This is a genomic window from Marinovum sp. E3 (assembly GCF_055755275.1).
Map to the genome: position 1 here is coordinate 1 of NZ_JBVTQV010000006.1, position 15,058 is coordinate 15,058.

Genomic DNA, 15,058 nt, shown 5'->3' on the forward strand with positions numbered 1-15,058 from the left:
ATGCCCAAGACCTTGATAACATGCGATTGTCAGGGATCGATGCAAATCGATTCGCAGGCCCTCGCCGAGCGCGCCGGCCTGGACGTCGCCGCCCCCTGTCAGGCGCTGTGCCAGGGCCAGATCGACCGCGCCGCAGAGGCCTTGACATCCGGAGATGCGATTTTCTGCTGCACCCAGGAGGGCCGGACATTTAGCGCTTTGGCCGAGGAGCTGGGGGTCGAGGCCCCCGCCCTGCTCGATCTGCGCGACCGCGCCGGTTGGAGCGCAGATCCGGCCCCGAAGCTGCCCAAAATGTCCGCCCTTCTGGCCGAGGCCCTGCTGCCCGCGCGGTCCGACCGCAGCCTCGACGTGGTCTCCGAAGGGCTCTGCCTGATCCTCGGCCCGGCCGAGGTGGCGCTCGAAGCCGCGGCGCAGCTTGCGCCGCACCTGAGCGTGACCGTGCTGCTCGACGATGCGACCGATCTGGCCGACCGGCCCGATTTCGACGTCATCGCCGGCCGGCTGCGCAAGGCCAGCGGCGCGCTTGGCCAGTTCTCGGTCACCATCGACGCGCTGCGCATGATCGACCCCACCGGGCGCGGCCCGCTGGGCTTTACCGCGCCGCGCGACGGCGGCCAGAGCGAATGCGACATCCTGCTCGACCTGCGCGGCGCACCGCCGCTGTTCCCGGCGCATGAGAAACGCGAAGGCTACCTGCGCGCCGATCCCGCGCATCCGCCCTCGGTCGCCGCTGCCGTGATGGCCGCCTCGCACCTTGTCGGCACCTTCGAAAAGCTGCTGCATGTGCGCACCGAGCCGCTGCTCTGCGCTCATTCCCGCGCCGAGCAGACCGGCTGCACCCGCTGTCTCGATCTCTGCCCTACCGGCGCGATCTCGCCCACCGGGGAATTCGTCACCGTCGATCCGATGATCTGTGCCGGCTGCGGCGCCTGTTCCGCCGCCTGCCCCTCCGGCGCGATCAGCTATGACGCGCCCCCCGTCGATCTCATCATGGCCCGCGTCCAGACCTTGGCCACGGCCTACCGCGAGGCCGGCGGCGCCACCCCGCGCTTGCTGGTCCACGACGGCCACGGCGCCGAGATGATCCGCCTCGCGGCCCGCCATGGCCGCGGGTTGCCCGCCACCGTCATCCCGCTGGAACTGCCCGAGCTCAACGCCTTCGGCCATGCCGAGGCGCTGGCCGCGCTGGCCGCCGGTTTCGCCGATGTCACCCTGCTGCCCGGCCCCAAGACCGAGCGCCCCGCCATGGAGGCGCAAGTGGAACTGGCCCGCGCCATGGCCGGCGAAACGGTGGCGGTGCTCGACACCACCGACCCCGACGCCCTGTCCGACGCGCTCTTTGACGCCACGCCGCCGGCGCCGCTGGCCACTCCGGTCCGCCCCATCGGCACCCGCCGCCAGATCGCGCGCCAATCCGCCCGCGCGCTCAACCCCGGCACCGAAACCCTGCCGCTGCCCGAAGGCGCGCCTTATGGGGCCGTGCTGGTGGATACCAAGGCCTGCACGCTCTGCCTGTCCTGCGTCTCGCTCTGCCCCTCGGGCGCTTTGGGCGACAACCCCGACCTGCCGCAGTTGCGCTTTCAGGAGGACGCCTGCCTGCAATGCGGCCTCTGCGCCAATGTCTGCCCCGAGGATGCGATTACCTACGCGCCGCGTCTCGATCTGACCGAGGCGGCGCTGTCGCAGCGCGTGCTGAACGAGGAAGAGCCCTTTGCCTGTATCGAATGCGGCGCGCTCTTCGGGGTGAAATCCTCGGTCGAGCGGATCATGGCCAAGCTGGAGGGCCACGCCATGTTCACCGGCGACAAGCTGCGGATGATCCAGATGTGCGACGATTGCCGGGTGCAGGCGCAGTTCCACAGCACCGACAACCCGTTCAGCGGCGGCGAGCGCCCCAGGGTCCGCACCACCGACGATTACCTGTCGAAGCGGCGCGATCACTGATGCTGGATCGGCGCCCCCAGATCTTTGGTCTGCATCGCCGAGACATAGGCGAGCAAGGCCTCGACCTCGTCGAGGCTCATCTCGATCGGCACGATGGGCGGCGGGCGCTGGTCGCTGAACGGTTCGGTCACGCCGTCGATGATCATGAAGGCCGGATGGGGGTTGAGCAGGTAGAAGGCGGCGAACCGCTCGTTCCAGTCGGGCAGGCTGCGCAGAATGCCGAAGGACGGCGTGGAGCCGATGGTGCTCATCCGGCTGGCCTCGTCCACCGCATGGCAGCGCCGGCACTTGGCGCGCGACACTTCGTGGCCGAGCCTGGCGTCGCCGTCAAAGCTGACCTCGACGGGTTCGGCCTCGGCCTTGCTGGCCTCGGTAAAGAGCGCCACCCCGTCCGGCGCATACGCCAGCGCCGTGCGCTGCCCCACATCGCTGGTCAGCCAGTCGGCGAAACGGGCGGCATCCGCGTCGTCGGTCGCCAGCGCCATGTGCCAGACCTGCCCCGCGCCTTCGAAGAGCGCCCGGCCCGCGTCGCCCAGCACCATGTCGGCCGCCTCCGGGTCCGCGACCCGCTGCACCTTGACCTGGGTCTTGAGCGAGAACCGCGGCAGGATGTAGTCGAGCACCCCGGTCGCCGCCAGCGCCTCGGGCGCATAGAGCCGCAACAGCCGGTCCTCGGCGCGGGCCCCGAGGGGCAGGCCGAGGATCAACAGCATTATCATCAGACGGCGGGCCATGGCCCATGCTAGGGTGAGCCCTGCCGCGCAGTCAAACAAAGGAAACGAGATGTCCGACGATTTCAACATGTCCATGCGCAAATTCCTGAAACAGGTGGGCGTCACCTCGCAGCAGGCCATCGAGGAGGCCATGCGCGAAGCCGACACCCGCGGCAAGACCTATGCGGTCAAGGCCGTGGTCACCATCGAAGAACTGGACCTGACCCATGAGGTCACCGGCCAGATCAAGGGTCAGGAGTAAATCTTGCTGGATCGCGAAAAGGTACTGGCCGCACTGAAACAGGTCTCCGATCCGGTCTCGGGCGGCGACCTGATGGCCTCGGGCGTGGTGCGCGCGCTGAATGTCGAACAGGACGCGGTGCGCTTTGTCATGGAGATCCCGCCGTCGCGCGCCGATGCTTACACCCGCGCGCGCGACCAGGCCGAACAGGTGCTGAAATCCGCCGGCGCCACGAATGTCTCGATCGTGCTGACCGCGCATGAGGAAAAGGCACCGCCCGACCTGAAACCGCAGGCCCCCAAGGCGCAGGGGCCCGAACGGGTGCCCGGCGTGGCGCATATCATCGCCATCGCCTCGGGCAAGGGCGGCGTGGGCAAATCCACCGTCGCCGCCAACCTCGCCTGCGCGCTGGCGCAGCAGGGCCGCAAGGTCGGGCTTCTGGACGCCGACGTCTACGGCCCGTCGCAGCCGCGCATGCTGGGGGTCTCGGGCCGGCCCGCCTCGCCCGACGGCAAGACCATCCTGCCGCTCAGGAACCACGGCGTCACGCTGATGTCGCTGGGGCTGATGACCAATGACGATCAGGCGGTGGTCTGGCGCGGGCCGATGCTGATGGGCGCCTTGCAGCAGATGCTGTTCCAGGTGCAATGGGGCGCGCTCGACTGCCTGATCGTCGACCTGCCGCCCGGCACGGGCGACGTGCAGATGACCCTGGCGCAGAAAACCCAGGTCGATGGCGCGCTGATCGTCTCGACCCCGCAGGACGTGGCGCTGCTGGATGCCCGCAAGGGGATCGACATGTTCACCCAATTGAAAGTGCCGCTGCTCGGCATGATCGAGAACATGTCCACCCATATCTGTTCCTCCTGCGGCCATGAAGAGCATGTTTTCGGCCACGGCGGCGTGGCGGCAGAGGCGCAGAAGCTGGGCGTGCCGCTGCTGGCCGAAGTGCCGCTGCATATCGACATCCGGCTGGCCGCCGACGGTGGCGCGCCGATCGTCGTGAGCCAGCCCGACAGCGCCCAGGCCCGGGCCTTCCGCGACGTGGCCAATGCGCTGGTCGCCGAGGGCGTCGCATGACCGAGACGCTCACCTTTCCGCCGCTGATGTGGGACGAGGCGGCCAACGGGCCGGCCTTCGACCATGCGGTGATGCGGGCGGTGACGGGCTGCGACGCCGGGCTGATCGCGCATCGGCTCAAGCCCGAGCTGATGCAGGCGGCGCTGGTCTTTGCCCCCGAGGTGGCGCTGTCGCGGGCCATGGCGATGCTGCCGGCCTGCGCGGTGGGGTTTCAGAACGCGCTCGGCGCGCTGGCCCCGCCCGAGGTTGCCGTGCATCTCGACTGGGACGGCGGCATTCGCGTCAACGGCGCCTCCTGCGGCGGTTTCCGGGTGATGGCCGCCACGCAGGAACCCGCCGACACGCCGGATTGGCTGGTGGTGGGTTTCGAGCTGCCGCTGCTGCCCGGCGTGCCCGAGATGGGCGCAACGCCCGAGACCACCGCGCTTTATGTCGAAGGCTGCGCCGATGTCACCCCGCCCGCCCTGCTCGAAGCCTGGGCGCGGCACACCCTGAACTGGGTCACCCGTTGGGACGCCGACGGCCCCCGCGCGCTGCACGCGGAATGGCGCGGGCTGGTGCATGGCATCGGCGAAGAGATCACGCTCTGCGGCCAGTCCGGCAGCTTCCTCGGGGCCGACGAAGACTTTGGCGCGCTCTTGCGCCAGGGCGACGAAACCCGCCTGATCCCCCTGACCGCCCTGCTGGAGGAAGCGCCATGAAACTCGCCCGCGCGATCCATTTCGACGAAAGCGATGCCCGCGTCTATGCCTCGCCCGCCCGCACCGGCGAATGGTGCGTCTCGGGCGGCTTCGAGTTTTCCAACTGGTCCGAGGGCGACCTCACCGGCAAGGCGCGGCAGGCCTTCGCCAACGGCTGGCTCGGGCTCGAAACCTTCGGCCGGGTCACTTTCGTCGCCGTCACCGAGGCGCAGCCCGAGGAGGTCGAGGCGCTGACCGAGGCGCTGGCGCAGCATTTCGTCACCTATTACGCCGCCCCCTCGGTCGAGGCCGCCCGCCCGGTCGCGGCCGAGGAGATCGCCCATATGGCGACGCTCTGCGAGGATCACGACGCCAACACCCTGCTCACCGTCGCCCGCGAGCTGACCGAGGCCGGCGTGCGCGAGGCATTCCGGGTGATCGAGGCCCAGGCCGCCGGGCTCGAGCAATTCGCAATCCACGGCTCACTCGACGAATGACCCCGCCCCGACCCCGATCCCCCACATAACCCCGCCCCGGACTTGATCCGGGGCCTCCCTGCCAGATAGCCCGCCCCGGACCTGATCCGAAGCCTCCCCGCCAGATAACCCGCCCCGGACTTGATCCGGGGCCCCCCCGCCAACCCGCCACGCCCCCCAATCTCACCGTGGCGGAGCGGATAGAACCTCCAGCAGCGGACATTCCGGCGTCCGGCTGCCGCTGCATTGCGCGATGGTTTCCGCCAGGACCGCCTCGATATTCTGCAAATCCCGGATCTTGGCGCGCACCGCCGCAAGGTGATGCCGCCCCATCTTCTCGACCTCGGCGCAGCTATGGCTGCCCCGGTCGACCATCGCCAGCAGCCCGCGGATCTCGGCCATGCTGAAACCCAGTTCGCGGGCGCGCATGATGAACCCCAGCCGCTCCACATGCACCGCGCCATAGCGGCGATGGCCGGCCGGGCTGCGCGGCGGCTCGGGCATCAGGCCGACGGTCTCGTAATAGCGGATGGTCTCGAGGTTGCAGCCGGTCAGCCGGGCAAGCTCCGACCGCTTCAGCCCGCTCGCGGCGGTGTGATGATCCGGCATCGCGATCCCCCTTGATCCTGTAGCAGCTACAGACCGTACACTGTCTGTCATTCCGCGGCAACACAGAGATCACGTGATGACAGACGACACGACCCTGCCCCAGACAGACCAGACCGACCGCTCCGGCCGGGCCGCCACCGGCGCCGCGGTACTGGGGGCGCTGGCCATGACCTCCTGCTGCATCCTGCCGCTGGTGCTGGTGAGCCTTGGCGTCACCGGCGTCTTCATCGGCCAGCTCACCGCGCTCTATGCCTACAAGTGGGTGACATTTTCGCTGGCGGCGGCGGCGCTCGCCTTCGGCTTCTGGAAAGCCTACCGCCCGGTGCCTGCCGCCGCCTGCCAGGACGGCCACTGCGCCCGACCGATCGACCGCAGTGTAATGCGCGGATTGCTCTGGGGCGCGCTGGCTGTCGTGCTGCTGGCGCTGGCCTTTCCGGCGTTTTCACCCCTTCTTCTGACCTTCTGACCCATGAGGTTCCTTATGAAATCCCTCCTTTCCGCCGTTGCTCTCGCCCTGTTGGCGGGCGCGGCCCCGGCCGCCGAGGCCACCGCCCGCATCGCCGTCACCGGGCTGACCTGCCCGTCGTGCAGCTATATCGTCGCCACCGCGATGAAACGCGTCGAGAGCGTCGAAATCCTGTCCTTCACCGAAGCCGGGGACGACGCCGGGGTCTACGACCTGCGCTATGACGATGCCGCGACCGATCCGGCCGCCATCCTCGCCGCCGTAACCGGCGTCGGCTATGGCGCGACACTGGCCGGGGCGCCCGAGACGTGAGCCCCCGCGATCGGGCCGCGCCCCCCGACCTCGCCGTGATCGGCGCCGGCTCGGCCGGGTTTTCCGCCGCCATCACCGCCGCCGAAGCCGGGGCGCGGGTGGCGCTGATCGGCGCCGGCACCCTTGGCGGCACCTGCGTGAACCTCGGCTGCGTCCCCTCCAAGACGCTGATCCGCGCCGTCGAGAACCTGCATCACGCCCATGCCGCCGCGCGGTTCGACGGGATCACGGCGCAGGGCCGCCTCACCGACTGGGCCGCCACCGTCGCGCAGAAACAGGCCTTGGTCGAAGAGTTGCGCGCGGCGAAATACGCCGATGTCCTGCCCCGCCACCCGGGCATCACCTACCTCGAAGGCCGGGCGCGCTTCGACGACACCGGCCGGCTGACGGTGGCGGGCAGGCGCTTTCCGGCCGCCCGGATCGTCATCGCCACCGGCGCCCGGCCGCATGTGCCGGCCCTCCCCGGCATCGAAGAAATCGCCCCCCTCGACAGCACTTCGGCGCTGGCCCTGACCGACCTGCCCGCCTCGCTGCTGGTGCTGGGCGCGGGCTACATCGGCGTGGAACTGGCGCAGCTTTTTGCCCGGGCCGGGGTCGCAGTCACCCTGGTCAGCCGCCGCGGCGTCCTGCCCGAGGCCGAACCCGAGGTGTCGGCGGCCCTGGAGGGCTGCCTCGCCAAAGAGGGCATCCGGCTGGTCCGCGCGCGCGGCTACGAGCGGCTGTCGCCGGGGGCCGCCGGGGCCCGGCTGCATCTGGCGGGCGGCGACATCCTCGAAGCGGAACGGCTGTTGCTGGCCACCGGCCGGGTGCCCAACAGCGCCGGGCTGAACCTTGCCGCTGCCGGGATCACGACCGACACGGGCGGCGGCATCCTGGTCGACAGCCACATGCGCACCGGAAATTCGACGGTCTGGGCCGCCGGCGATGTCACCGGGCGCGACCAGTTTGTCTACATGGCCGCCTATGGCGCCCGGCTCGCCGCCCGCAACGCCGTGACCGGCGCGACAGAGGCCTATGACAACACCACCATGCCCTGGGTGGTCTTCTCCGATCCCCAGGTCGCCGGTGTCGGGCTGAGCGAGGCCCGGGCCCGCGCCCGAGGCCACCGGGTTGTCACCTCGGTCCTGCCGCTCGATGCCGTTCCCCGGGCGCGCGCGGCCCGCGACACGCGCGGGCTCATCAAGCTGGTGGCCGAGGCCGGCAGCCGGCGGCTGCTCGGCGCGCAGATCCTCGCACCTGAAGGCGCCGACAGCATCCAGACGGCGGCAATGGCGCTCAAGGCGGGGATGACCTACGATGACCTCGGCGCCACGATCATGCCCTATCTCACCACGGTCGAGGGCCTGAAGCTCGCGGCGCAGGCCTTCGAAACGGACGTGGCCGCCCTGTCCTGCTGCGCCGGATAGCACCGCGGCGGCCGGCGGCAGATGGTTGCCTTGCCCGCTGGGGTTGCGTATGCAGTTCATTATTGAACAGATTGGGCAGATGATGAACGCTGAGAGCGGGACCAAGACCAAGGGGCCGGAGTATTCGGTGCAGCCGGTGGTGCGTGCGCTGGCGGTGCTGCGCTATATCGCGGCGGGCAACCGCTGCCGCAAGATCAGCCAGGCCGCCAAAGCCACCGGCATCAACCGCACGACGCTGATCCGCATCCTCGCCACGCTCGAGGCCGAGCGCATCATCGAGGCGCTGCCGGACGAGGGCGGTTATCGGCTGGGCACCGGGCTGATCTCGCTGGCCGCCGAGGCGCTGAACGACCGGGGCATCGTTCCGACGGCGCGGCCGGTGCTGTGCCAGCTGGTCGACAGGCTGAAGCTCTCGGCGCATCTCGGCGTTCGCGAAGGCCATGAGATCGTTTACCTGGCGCGCGAAACCCCGGTCTCGCATCTCGCCAGCACGGTGCGCGAAGGCACCCGCCTGCCGGCCCATGCCACCACCATCGGCCGGGTGCTGCTGGCCGAGCTGAGCCGGCAGGAGTTGCAGGATCTCTATGCGGCGCATCCGCTCGAGGCCTTCACCGCCAAGACCCGCACTTCGCTCGAGACGCTGATGGAGCAGCTGGCCAACGACCGTTCGCGCGGGGTGTCCTGGAGCGTGGCGAATTTCGAGCCCGAGATCGGCTCGGCCGCCGCGCCGGTCTATGACCATCGCGGCATGGCCGTGGCCGCGATCAATGTCACCGGGCATGCCGGCATCTTTACCGAAGGCACCGAACAGGCGGCGCTGATCGAAACCACCCTGAAAGCCGCGGCGCAAGAGATCTCCGAAGCGCTGGGCTATCGCGGCTGGGCCGCCGATCAGATATAGGTATAGCCGAAGGACATGCCGAAATCCGACGGGTGCAGCGCCGCATTGCCACGCCGCGCCCGGCGCAGCCAGAGCCGGCCATGCACCTGCGTCTCGGACAGGTCGACCGTGTCGGGCAGGCTGGCATTGTCACACCAGAGCCCGCCCAGCCATTCGCTGCCCCGAAAACTGACCGTGCCCCGGCCGGTGACCGATTGCAGCGAGAAATTGCCGTAACAGGTGGTGCCGGAGAGGTCGGCCCCCTCGGGAAACTGCGCGCCGTCAAAGCGGCCGATGCCGCGGAATTCGGTGTTGCGGAATCCGGCCGGGCGCTGGAACCGCGCGCCTTCGAACCGGGCGTCGTTCATGAAAACCGCACCGTCAAACCGCGCCGGCCCCTCGATCACCACGTCGCGAAACCATGCCAGCCCGTCAAACCGCGCGCCGCTGGCGTCGATCCCGCCAAGAAAGCGCGCGCCGGTGAAATCGACACCATCGACGGCCACGCCCGACAGATCCAGCGGCGCCTCGCAGGTCACGCCGCGAAAATCCGCATGCGTCCCGTGCTGCCATGGCCGGGTCAGCCGCGTCCTGATCTCCGCCGCCGTGCTCATGCCGCCTGACCAAGCGCGTCGCCGGCCATGGCCACGATGTCCTCGGCCCAGGGAAAGGCCAGATCCTCGGCCATCTCCGCCCCCGAGGCGTCATGCGCGATCCGCTCGCCCAGCTGCGTGGCCCCGGCCGCGGTCATCAGCGCGGCAAGGGTCGCAGGCCCGCCATTGAAGGTCTCGTCATATTCCCGGTCGCCCATGCCGAAGATGCCGAAATGCACGCCGGTCAGATCGGGTTTGCCGGCCGCCATCTTCTCGGCAAAGGGCTGCGCCGAGGCCGGCAGCTCGCCGTCGCCATAGGTCGAACAGACCATCAGATAGAGCGTGCCGGTGTCGAATTCCGAGGGGTCGAAATCCGCCAGGTTGACGGCCGCGACCGCGTGATCGGCCTCAAGTTCGGCGACGATATCCTCGGCCAGCATCTCGGCATTGCCGGTTTCGGTTCCGTAAAGCACTTGGATGTTCATTGCGTATCCTCCTGTCGGGCGAGGCCCAGCATGCCCTCGCGGGTGGTGATCTTGGCCCGGCACCGTCCGGGCGGGGGGTTGGCGGTCTCGGCGCTGTCGATGCGGCACCATCCGTCGTAATCGGTGATCTCGTCCAGACCGGCCAGAATGCCGGCGCCCACTTTGCCGGGATCGGGGGAGAGCGCGCCGAGGATTCGCTCGGCCAGCGCCCCGGCATCGGCGCGGTTGTCGGGAATGGTGCCGCGCGGGCCGCGCCGGAACCAGCCGGTGGCATAAAGCCCCTCGGCCAGCCCGCCATCCCGTTCCTCTCGCAGCAGCGCGTCGCGCGGCAGATCGCCGGGCGTGTCAAAGCCGATGGCGGTGAGCACCGAGGTGCAGGCCAGCGTCTCTTCGCCCTGTGCCGTGGAAAACCGCACCGCCGCGGCCCTGTCGGAGCCTTCGACCGCCACCGGCGTCAGCCCGAAACGAAAGGTGATGCGCCGCGCCCCGGCGCCGCCCTCCAGCGCATTCAGCGCCGCCAGCTTCTTCTGCGCGTCCGGGTCATCGCTTTCGCCCGCGTCGATCACCCGGATCGACACGTCGGCGAGCTTGCCCAGCTCCTTGATCATCACCGTATCGAACTTGGCCGCCGCCGCCGGCGAGCGCCCGGTGATGGTGATCTCCTCGATGCCGCTGGCCGCCAGCCAGTCCGTCGGCCCCTGGCCCAGATCCGAGCCTTCCAGTTCCTCAGGCGATTTCGCCAGGAGCCGCAGCAGGTCTATCGCCACATTGCCATTGCCGACAATCAACGGCCGCGCTCCCAGCTCGGGCAGCGCCTCGGCCTCGGGATGCTCGTAAAGCGCCCGGGTCAGCTTGCCCGCGCCATGCACCCCCGGCAGATCGCTGCCGGGGATCTCCAGCCGCCGATCCGCCGACAGCCCGGCGGCCAGCACCACGGCATCATAGGCGCCGCGCAGATCCTCCAGCCCGACATCCGAGCCAATGCTCACATTTCCGAAAAACCGCGCGCCCTGCCGTTCAAAGAGCCGCGCGAACTGCCGTGTCACGCCCTTGGTGCCCTGGTGATCCGCCGCCACGCCATAGCGCACCAGGCCATAGGGCACCGGCAGCCGGTCGATCAGATCGACCCGCAGATCGGGCTGCGCCTTGAGCAGCGCCTGCGCCAGAAAGCAGCCCGAGGGCCCGGCACCGATGATCGCGATCTGTCCGGTCATGACGCCCTCACCACATCCGCGGCCCAAGGGTGCGGCGCGCCGGTCAGATCAGCATAAATCGCCTTCTGCCGCATGTAGGCACGCATTCCCTGCCGGCCCTTCTCCCGGCCGATCCCGCTGGCGCCATCGCCGCCGAAGGGGGTCGAGATCGAGAATTGCTTGTAGGTGTTGATCCAGACCGTTCCGGCCCGAATCGCCCGTGCCACCCGCCAGGCGCGGGGAAAATCGCGGGTCCAGATGCCGCAGGCCAATCCATAGTCGTTGTCATTGCCCTGGGCGATCACCTCGTCCTCCCCGTCGAAAGGCAGCACCGCCAGCACCGGGCCGAACACCTCGTCGCGGCAGAGCCGCGCATCGTTGCCCAGCCCCTCGATGATGGTCGGCAGGTAATAGCTGCCCTCGGCGTATTCCGCCCCGTCCGGCGCTCCGCCCCCACACAGAAGCCTGCCGCCATCCTCCAGCGCGCGGGCCACATGGCCCGCCACCTCGTCGCGGTGGTCCTGATGGATCAGCGATGCAACCTGCGTGCCCTCCGCGAAGGGATGGCCGACGCGCAAGCGTTTGGTTGCCGCCACCAGCCGGGGGACAAAGGCATCATAGATCCCGCGCTGCACGAACAGCCGCGAGCCGGCGATGCAGCTCTGCCCGGTGGACGAGAACACCCCGAAGAGAATGCCCGCCAGCGCCACCTCGATATCCGCGTCGTCAAACACGATGGTCGGGGATTTTCCGCCCAGTTCCAGGCTCACCGGCATCAGCTTGCGCCCGGCCTTTTCGGCCAGGCTGCGGCCGGTCGACGTGCCGCCGGTAAAGCTGATCTTGGCGATATCCGGGTGTTCCACCAGCAGGTTGCCGATCTCGCGCCCCGAACCGGGCAGCACCGACAGAAGCCCCTTGGGCAGCCCCGCCGCATCCGCGATCCGCGCCAGTTCCAGCGCCGTGAGCGGTGACCAGGAGGCCGGTTTCAGGATCACCGCATTGCCCGCCGCCAGGGCCGGCGCCAGCTTCTGCGCGTCCGAGGCAATCGGCGAATTCCACGGCGTGATCGCCCCCACCACGCCCATCGGCTCATGCACCGAGAGCGTCAGCGCCCCGCCGCGCTGCGCGGTCATGTCCTCGTCCATGGTTTCGGCCACGGCGGCGAAATAGCGGAAGGTGCCGGCCGCCGATGCGGCCAGCGCCGCCGTCTCGGCCAGCGTCTTGCCGGTGTCCTGCGACTGGATTTGCGAGATGCGGCCGATGTTGGCCTCGATCCCCTCGGCGATGGCATGGAGCACCCGCGCCCGCTCATGTGGTTTCAGCGCGCCCCAGGCGGGCTGCGCCGCCCTGGCGCGGGCGATGGCCTCTTCGCCATCCTCAGTCGAGGCGCCGCGCAGAACCCGGGTCACCGTCCCGTCGGCGGGAAAGACCGAAGTGATCTCGGCGCCGCGCCCCTCGCGCCAGTCGCCGCCGATGTAAAGCGCCCCGGAGGGCAGGATATCGCGTTCCATTTTCATCAGATCACCACCGGTCCTTTGCGGTTACGTATCTCGCGCAGCACCGAATAGATCGTTGCCGCGCTGGTCTTGGCGTTGCCGTTCGAGGCCCGATTGTCGATCCGGATCTCGTAATCCCCCAGCGGCGAATGCACCGAATAGGCGTGCCGGTTGCCGCTGGCCTGCGGGTCGGCCACCAGCTCCACCCGCGTCGCGTCCATTCCCGCCCCCGCCAGCGCCAGCGTTGCCGCCACATTTGCGTTCTTCGGAAAGGCCTGCGCCACCTCGCGCGCGGTGCCCGAGAAGAACACCGTCGCCGCTGTCAGCCCGCCAAGGTCGATCAGCTCTTCCGCCGGGGTGCCGCGCCAGGCCTGCGGCGGCTTGGTGCCGCGATAGGTCACCTCGAGCCCGCCCGCCGGCGCCATGGCCGAGAGCAGGTCGATGCCGCCGATGGCCCCCGCCGGCAGGATCAGCCGCGCGCCGCCCTCTTCCGCCGCCGCGTGCAGGGCACGTTCCAGCGCGACATCGCTCAGCGCGCCGATCGACACCAGCACCACGTCGATCCCGGCCCTGAGCGCCGGCACCGCAGTGTCGCGCACCGCCGCATGACCGGCGCATTCCACCAGCAGATCGGGCGCGGCGGCGATCAGCTCCTGCACCGTCTCCACCACCTCGGCCCCCGGCAGGTCCACCGTCTTGCCGGGCCGCGCCAGCACCGTCAGGCGCGCGGGCTCTCCCGCGCCCATGAGGCCCAGCAGCGCCTTGCCGATATTGCCGTATCCGACCAGACCGAGATGCATGGCTTACTCCTTCTTGCCCGCAGCGCCCGCCGGCGGCCCGGCAAAGGCCTCGGCAAAGGGGCCGATGGCGCACATGTCGACCTCGATCACGCGCGGCCCTTCCGTGGCCAGCGCCGCCTGCAAGGCCGCCTCGAACGCGTCCACCCTGTCCACCTTCACATGCGGCATGCCGATCGATCCGCAGAAGGCGCCGAACTCCGGCACCGCCACCTTGGAGTAATGCCGGCGGCTGTCGTATTGCGCATCCTGGATGTTCTCGATCACGCCATAGGCCTGATCATTCATCAGCACATAGACCAGCGGCGCCTTCTCATCGACGGCCGTGATCATCTCGGCCAGCCCCAGCATGGTGCCGCCGTCGCCCAAGAGCGTGATCGCCTTGGGGCCGTGCGAGGCCAGCGCCGCGCCGATCCCCATCGCCACGCCCTGCCCGATGCCGCCACCCAGCGCATGCACGCCCTGACGCGGATCGGAGAGCCGCACATAGCGGTTGCCATAGGTCGAATTCGAGATCGTCACGTCGCGCACCCAGGCGTTGCCGCCGGCGCCGACCGCACCGCTGATCGCCTCGGCCACCACGGTGTAAGGCCCCAGCGTGTCGCGCAGACGCCCCTCGGCCTGTGCCTTGAGCCGCGCGATATCGAACGCCAGCGCCTCATCGGTGTCGAGCGTCTCGGGCAGCAGCGCGAGCAGCCGCCGCAACGTATCGGCGGCATCGCCATGGGCAAAGACATCCACCGGGTAATTGCGCCCGCCCTGCCCCGCGTCGGCATCGATCTGCAACAGCGGACGCGGCAGCGGCATTTTGTTGTTGCGGGTCTCGTTGCCGCGCAGGCGCGAGCCCACCACCAGCATCAGGTCGCAGGAGCCATAAAGCTCCATCGCGTCCGGCCCCATGTTGAAGGCGCCGAGGTTGGCCGCCTCTTCCTCCGAGACCACGCCGCGCCCGTTGGTCGAGGTCACGACGCCGACACCCCGGCGCATCAGTTCGGTCGCCTCTTCCACCGCGCCGCGCGCGCCGCCGCCCAGCCAGATCAGCGGGCGTTTCGCCTGGGTGATCAGCCGCGCCATCTCTTCCACCGCCGATTGCGGGGCCGAAGGCCGGGTCGGCACCGGCGCGTGAACTGCGGCCATCACCACCGCCGGCGCGCGCTGCACATCCACCGGAATCTCGAGGCTGACCGGCCCCGAAGGCGCCGAGAGCGCATCCGACACCGCCGCCGTCAGGGCACCGATCGCACCGTTGGAATCCCACATCCGATGCACCGATTTCGACACCCCGCGCAACATCTCGGGCTGGCGCGGCACATCGTGGATCGCCGCGCGGTCGCGGTCGGCATAGCCCAGATCGACCTGCGTGGTGATATGCAGCACCCGGCTGCCGGCGGTCAGCGCCTCGGCCTGGGCGCCGGCAGCATTGCCCGCCGCCGTGCCGGTCGAGGTGAGGCAGACGCCAAGCCCGCCCGACACCCGTGCATAGGCATCGGCCATGTTCATCGCGCCGGCCTCGCCGCGCGCCGGCACAAAGCGGATCCGCCCCTGCCGGGCCACCGCGTCCAAGATCGGCATGTTGTGGATCGAGATCACGCCGAACATCACCGACACCCCGATCTCGGCCAGGTAGTGCGCGATGAAATCGCCGACCGTGTCGGTCTTGCTGATGGGATCGTGTTTCATGGTATGC

Annotated in this window: 17 protein-coding genes; 9 read left to right on the top strand and 8 right to left on the bottom strand. The window is 69.4% G+C overall.

The features are described 5' to 3' along the window. On the top strand, positions 1 to 1,944 hold a 1,944-nt coding region (locus tag AC0J5K_RS21435), incomplete at its 5' end, for a 4Fe-4S binding protein (protein WP_274563783.1). Here AC0J5K_RS21435 and AC0J5K_RS21440 read toward each other — a convergent pair. After that, entirely contained in the window at positions 1,938 to 2,678 is a 741-nt protein-coding gene (locus tag AC0J5K_RS21440) for a hypothetical protein (protein WP_274563781.1), read from the bottom strand. The two genes, AC0J5K_RS21435 and AC0J5K_RS21440, sit on opposite strands and share 7 nt — an antisense overlap. 49 nt (positions 2,679 to 2,727) lie before the next feature. Between AC0J5K_RS21440 and AC0J5K_RS21445 the strand changes: the two genes are divergently transcribed. The 4 genes from AC0J5K_RS21445 to AC0J5K_RS21460 are packed head-to-tail and all read left to right on the top strand — an operon-like array spanning position 2,728 to position 5,155. Continuing rightward, a complete protein-coding gene (locus tag AC0J5K_RS21445) occupies positions 2,728 to 2,919 on the top strand; it encodes a DUF6494 family protein (RefSeq protein WP_048535599.1) in 192 nt (63 codons plus the stop codon). Beyond that, complete coding sequence (gene apbC / locus AC0J5K_RS21450) at positions 2,920 to 3,978, top strand: iron-sulfur cluster carrier protein ApbC (RefSeq protein ID WP_048535600.1); 1,059 nt, start codon at positions 2,920 to 2,922, stop codon at positions 3,976 to 3,978. Then, entirely contained in the window at positions 3,975 to 4,679 is a 705-nt protein-coding gene (locus AC0J5K_RS21455; RefSeq protein ID WP_074838024.1) for a biotin/lipoate--protein ligase family protein, read from the top strand. Before apbC ends, AC0J5K_RS21455 begins: the two co-directional genes overlap by 4 nt. After that, entirely contained in the window at positions 4,676 to 5,155 is a 480-nt protein-coding gene (locus AC0J5K_RS21460) for a DUF6505 family protein (protein ID WP_048535603.1), read from the top strand. The genes AC0J5K_RS21455 and AC0J5K_RS21460 overlap by 4 nt, the downstream gene beginning before the upstream one ends. 162 nt (positions 5,156 to 5,317) lie before the next feature. Here the strand turns inward: AC0J5K_RS21460 and AC0J5K_RS21465 are convergent, their stop codons facing one another. Beyond that, the gene (locus AC0J5K_RS21465; RefSeq protein WP_048535605.1) at positions 5,318 to 5,743 is read right to left on the bottom strand and encodes a MerR family transcriptional regulator; all 426 of its coding nucleotides are present in this window, start codon (positions 5,741 to 5,743) and stop codon (positions 5,318 to 5,320) included. A 76-nt stretch (positions 5,744 to 5,819) separates the two neighbouring features. On the opposite strand from AC0J5K_RS21465, the gene AC0J5K_RS21470 reads away from it, so the two are divergent. From AC0J5K_RS21470 to AC0J5K_RS21485, 4 genes are all read left to right on the top strand, one after another. Continuing rightward, entirely contained in the window at positions 5,820 to 6,209 is a 390-nt protein-coding gene (locus tag AC0J5K_RS21470; RefSeq protein WP_082154703.1) for a mercuric transporter MerT family protein, read from the top strand. Between the two features lie 15 nt (positions 6,210 to 6,224). Further along, positions 6,225 to 6,521 carry a hypothetical protein gene (locus AC0J5K_RS21475; RefSeq protein ID WP_048535607.1) on the top strand — a complete coding sequence of 99 codons (297 nt, stop codon included), beginning with the start codon at positions 6,225 to 6,227 and terminating at the stop codon, positions 6,519 to 6,521. Then, positions 6,518 to 7,927: a mercury(II) reductase gene (gene merA / locus AC0J5K_RS21480; RefSeq protein ID WP_274563775.1), complete on the top strand. Its 1,410-nt coding sequence runs from the start codon at positions 6,518 to 6,520 to the stop codon at positions 7,925 to 7,927. The genes AC0J5K_RS21475 and merA overlap by 4 nt, the downstream gene beginning before the upstream one ends. A 79-nt stretch (positions 7,928 to 8,006) precedes the next feature. Beyond that, positions 8,007 to 8,828, top strand: a complete 822-nt coding sequence (locus AC0J5K_RS21485) for an IclR family transcriptional regulator (RefSeq protein WP_211568957.1) — start codon at positions 8,007 to 8,009, stop codon at positions 8,826 to 8,828. Here AC0J5K_RS21485 and AC0J5K_RS21490 read toward each other — a convergent pair. The 6 genes from AC0J5K_RS21490 to AC0J5K_RS21515 are packed head-to-tail and all read right to left on the bottom strand — an operon-like array spanning position 8,819 to position 15,051. Next, entirely contained in the window at positions 8,819 to 9,421 is a 603-nt protein-coding gene (locus tag AC0J5K_RS21490) for a pentapeptide repeat-containing protein (protein WP_048535610.1), read from the bottom strand. The genes AC0J5K_RS21485 and AC0J5K_RS21490 overlap by 10 nt on opposite strands. After that, positions 9,418 to 9,885, bottom strand: a complete 468-nt coding sequence (locus AC0J5K_RS21495) for a flavodoxin domain-containing protein (RefSeq protein ID WP_074838013.1) — start codon at positions 9,883 to 9,885, stop codon at positions 9,418 to 9,420. Before AC0J5K_RS21495 ends, AC0J5K_RS21490 begins: the two co-directional genes overlap by 4 nt. Continuing rightward, a complete protein-coding gene (locus tag AC0J5K_RS21500; RefSeq protein ID WP_274563769.1) occupies positions 9,882 to 11,099 on the bottom strand; it encodes an FAD-dependent oxidoreductase in 1,218 nt (405 codons plus the stop codon). Before AC0J5K_RS21500 ends, AC0J5K_RS21495 begins: the two co-directional genes overlap by 4 nt. Then, entirely contained in the window at positions 11,096 to 12,589 is a 1,494-nt protein-coding gene (locus AC0J5K_RS21505) for an aldehyde dehydrogenase (protein ID WP_074838069.1), read from the bottom strand. The genes AC0J5K_RS21500 and AC0J5K_RS21505 overlap by 4 nt, the downstream gene beginning before the upstream one ends. Positions 12,590 to 12,594: 5 nt before the next feature. Further along, entirely contained in the window at positions 12,595 to 13,374 is a 780-nt protein-coding gene (locus AC0J5K_RS21510) for an aspartate dehydrogenase (protein WP_048535615.1), read from the bottom strand. Positions 13,375 to 13,377: 3 nt separating this feature from the next. After that, complete coding sequence (locus AC0J5K_RS21515) at positions 13,378 to 15,051, bottom strand: thiamine pyrophosphate-binding protein (RefSeq protein WP_274563764.1); 1,674 nt, start codon at positions 15,049 to 15,051, stop codon at positions 13,378 to 13,380. Positions 15,052 to 15,058 lie beyond the last annotated feature (7 nt).

Bases quoted from the DNA above. Each gene is read 5' to 3' on its own strand.
- AC0J5K_RS21440 (WP_274563781.1), bottom strand. From the start codon at position 2,678: ATGGCCCGCCGTCTGATGATAATGCTGTTGATCCTCGGCCTGCCCCTC.
- AC0J5K_RS21445 (WP_048535599.1), top strand. From the start codon at position 2,728: ATGTCCGACGATTTCAACATGTCCATGCGCAAATTCCTGAAACAGGTG.
- AC0J5K_RS21455 (WP_074838024.1), top strand. From the start codon at position 3,975: ATGACCGAGACGCTCACCTTTCCGCCGCTGATGTGGGACGAGGCGGCC.
- AC0J5K_RS21460 (WP_048535603.1), top strand. From the start codon at position 4,676: ATGAAACTCGCCCGCGCGATCCATTTCGACGAAAGCGATGCCCGCGTC.
- AC0J5K_RS21465 (WP_048535605.1), bottom strand. From the start codon at position 5,743: ATGCCGGATCATCACACCGCCGCGAGCGGGCTGAAGCGGTCGGAGCTT.
- AC0J5K_RS21470 (WP_082154703.1), top strand. From the start codon at position 5,820: ATGACAGACGACACGACCCTGCCCCAGACAGACCAGACCGACCGCTCC.
- AC0J5K_RS21475 (WP_048535607.1), top strand. From the start codon at position 6,225: ATGAAATCCCTCCTTTCCGCCGTTGCTCTCGCCCTGTTGGCGGGCGCG.
- AC0J5K_RS21485 (WP_211568957.1), top strand. From the start codon at position 8,007: ATGATGAACGCTGAGAGCGGGACCAAGACCAAGGGGCCGGAGTATTCG.
- AC0J5K_RS21490 (WP_048535610.1), bottom strand. From the start codon at position 9,421: ATGAGCACGGCGGCGGAGATCAGGACGCGGCTGACCCGGCCATGGCAG.
- AC0J5K_RS21495 (WP_074838013.1), bottom strand. From the start codon at position 9,885: ATGAACATCCAAGTGCTTTACGGAACCGAAACCGGCAATGCCGAGATG.
- AC0J5K_RS21500 (WP_274563769.1), bottom strand. From the start codon at position 11,099: ATGACCGGACAGATCGCGATCATCGGTGCCGGGCCCTCGGGCTGCTTT.
- AC0J5K_RS21505 (WP_074838069.1), bottom strand. From the start codon at position 12,589: ATGGAACGCGATATCCTGCCCTCCGGGGCGCTTTACATCGGCGGCGAC.
- AC0J5K_RS21510 (WP_048535615.1), bottom strand. From the start codon at position 13,374: ATGCATCTCGGTCTGGTCGGATACGGCAATATCGGCAAGGCGCTGCTG.
- AC0J5K_RS21515 (WP_274563764.1), bottom strand. From the start codon at position 15,051: ATGAAACACGATCCCATCAGCAAGACCGACACGGTCGGCGATTTCATC.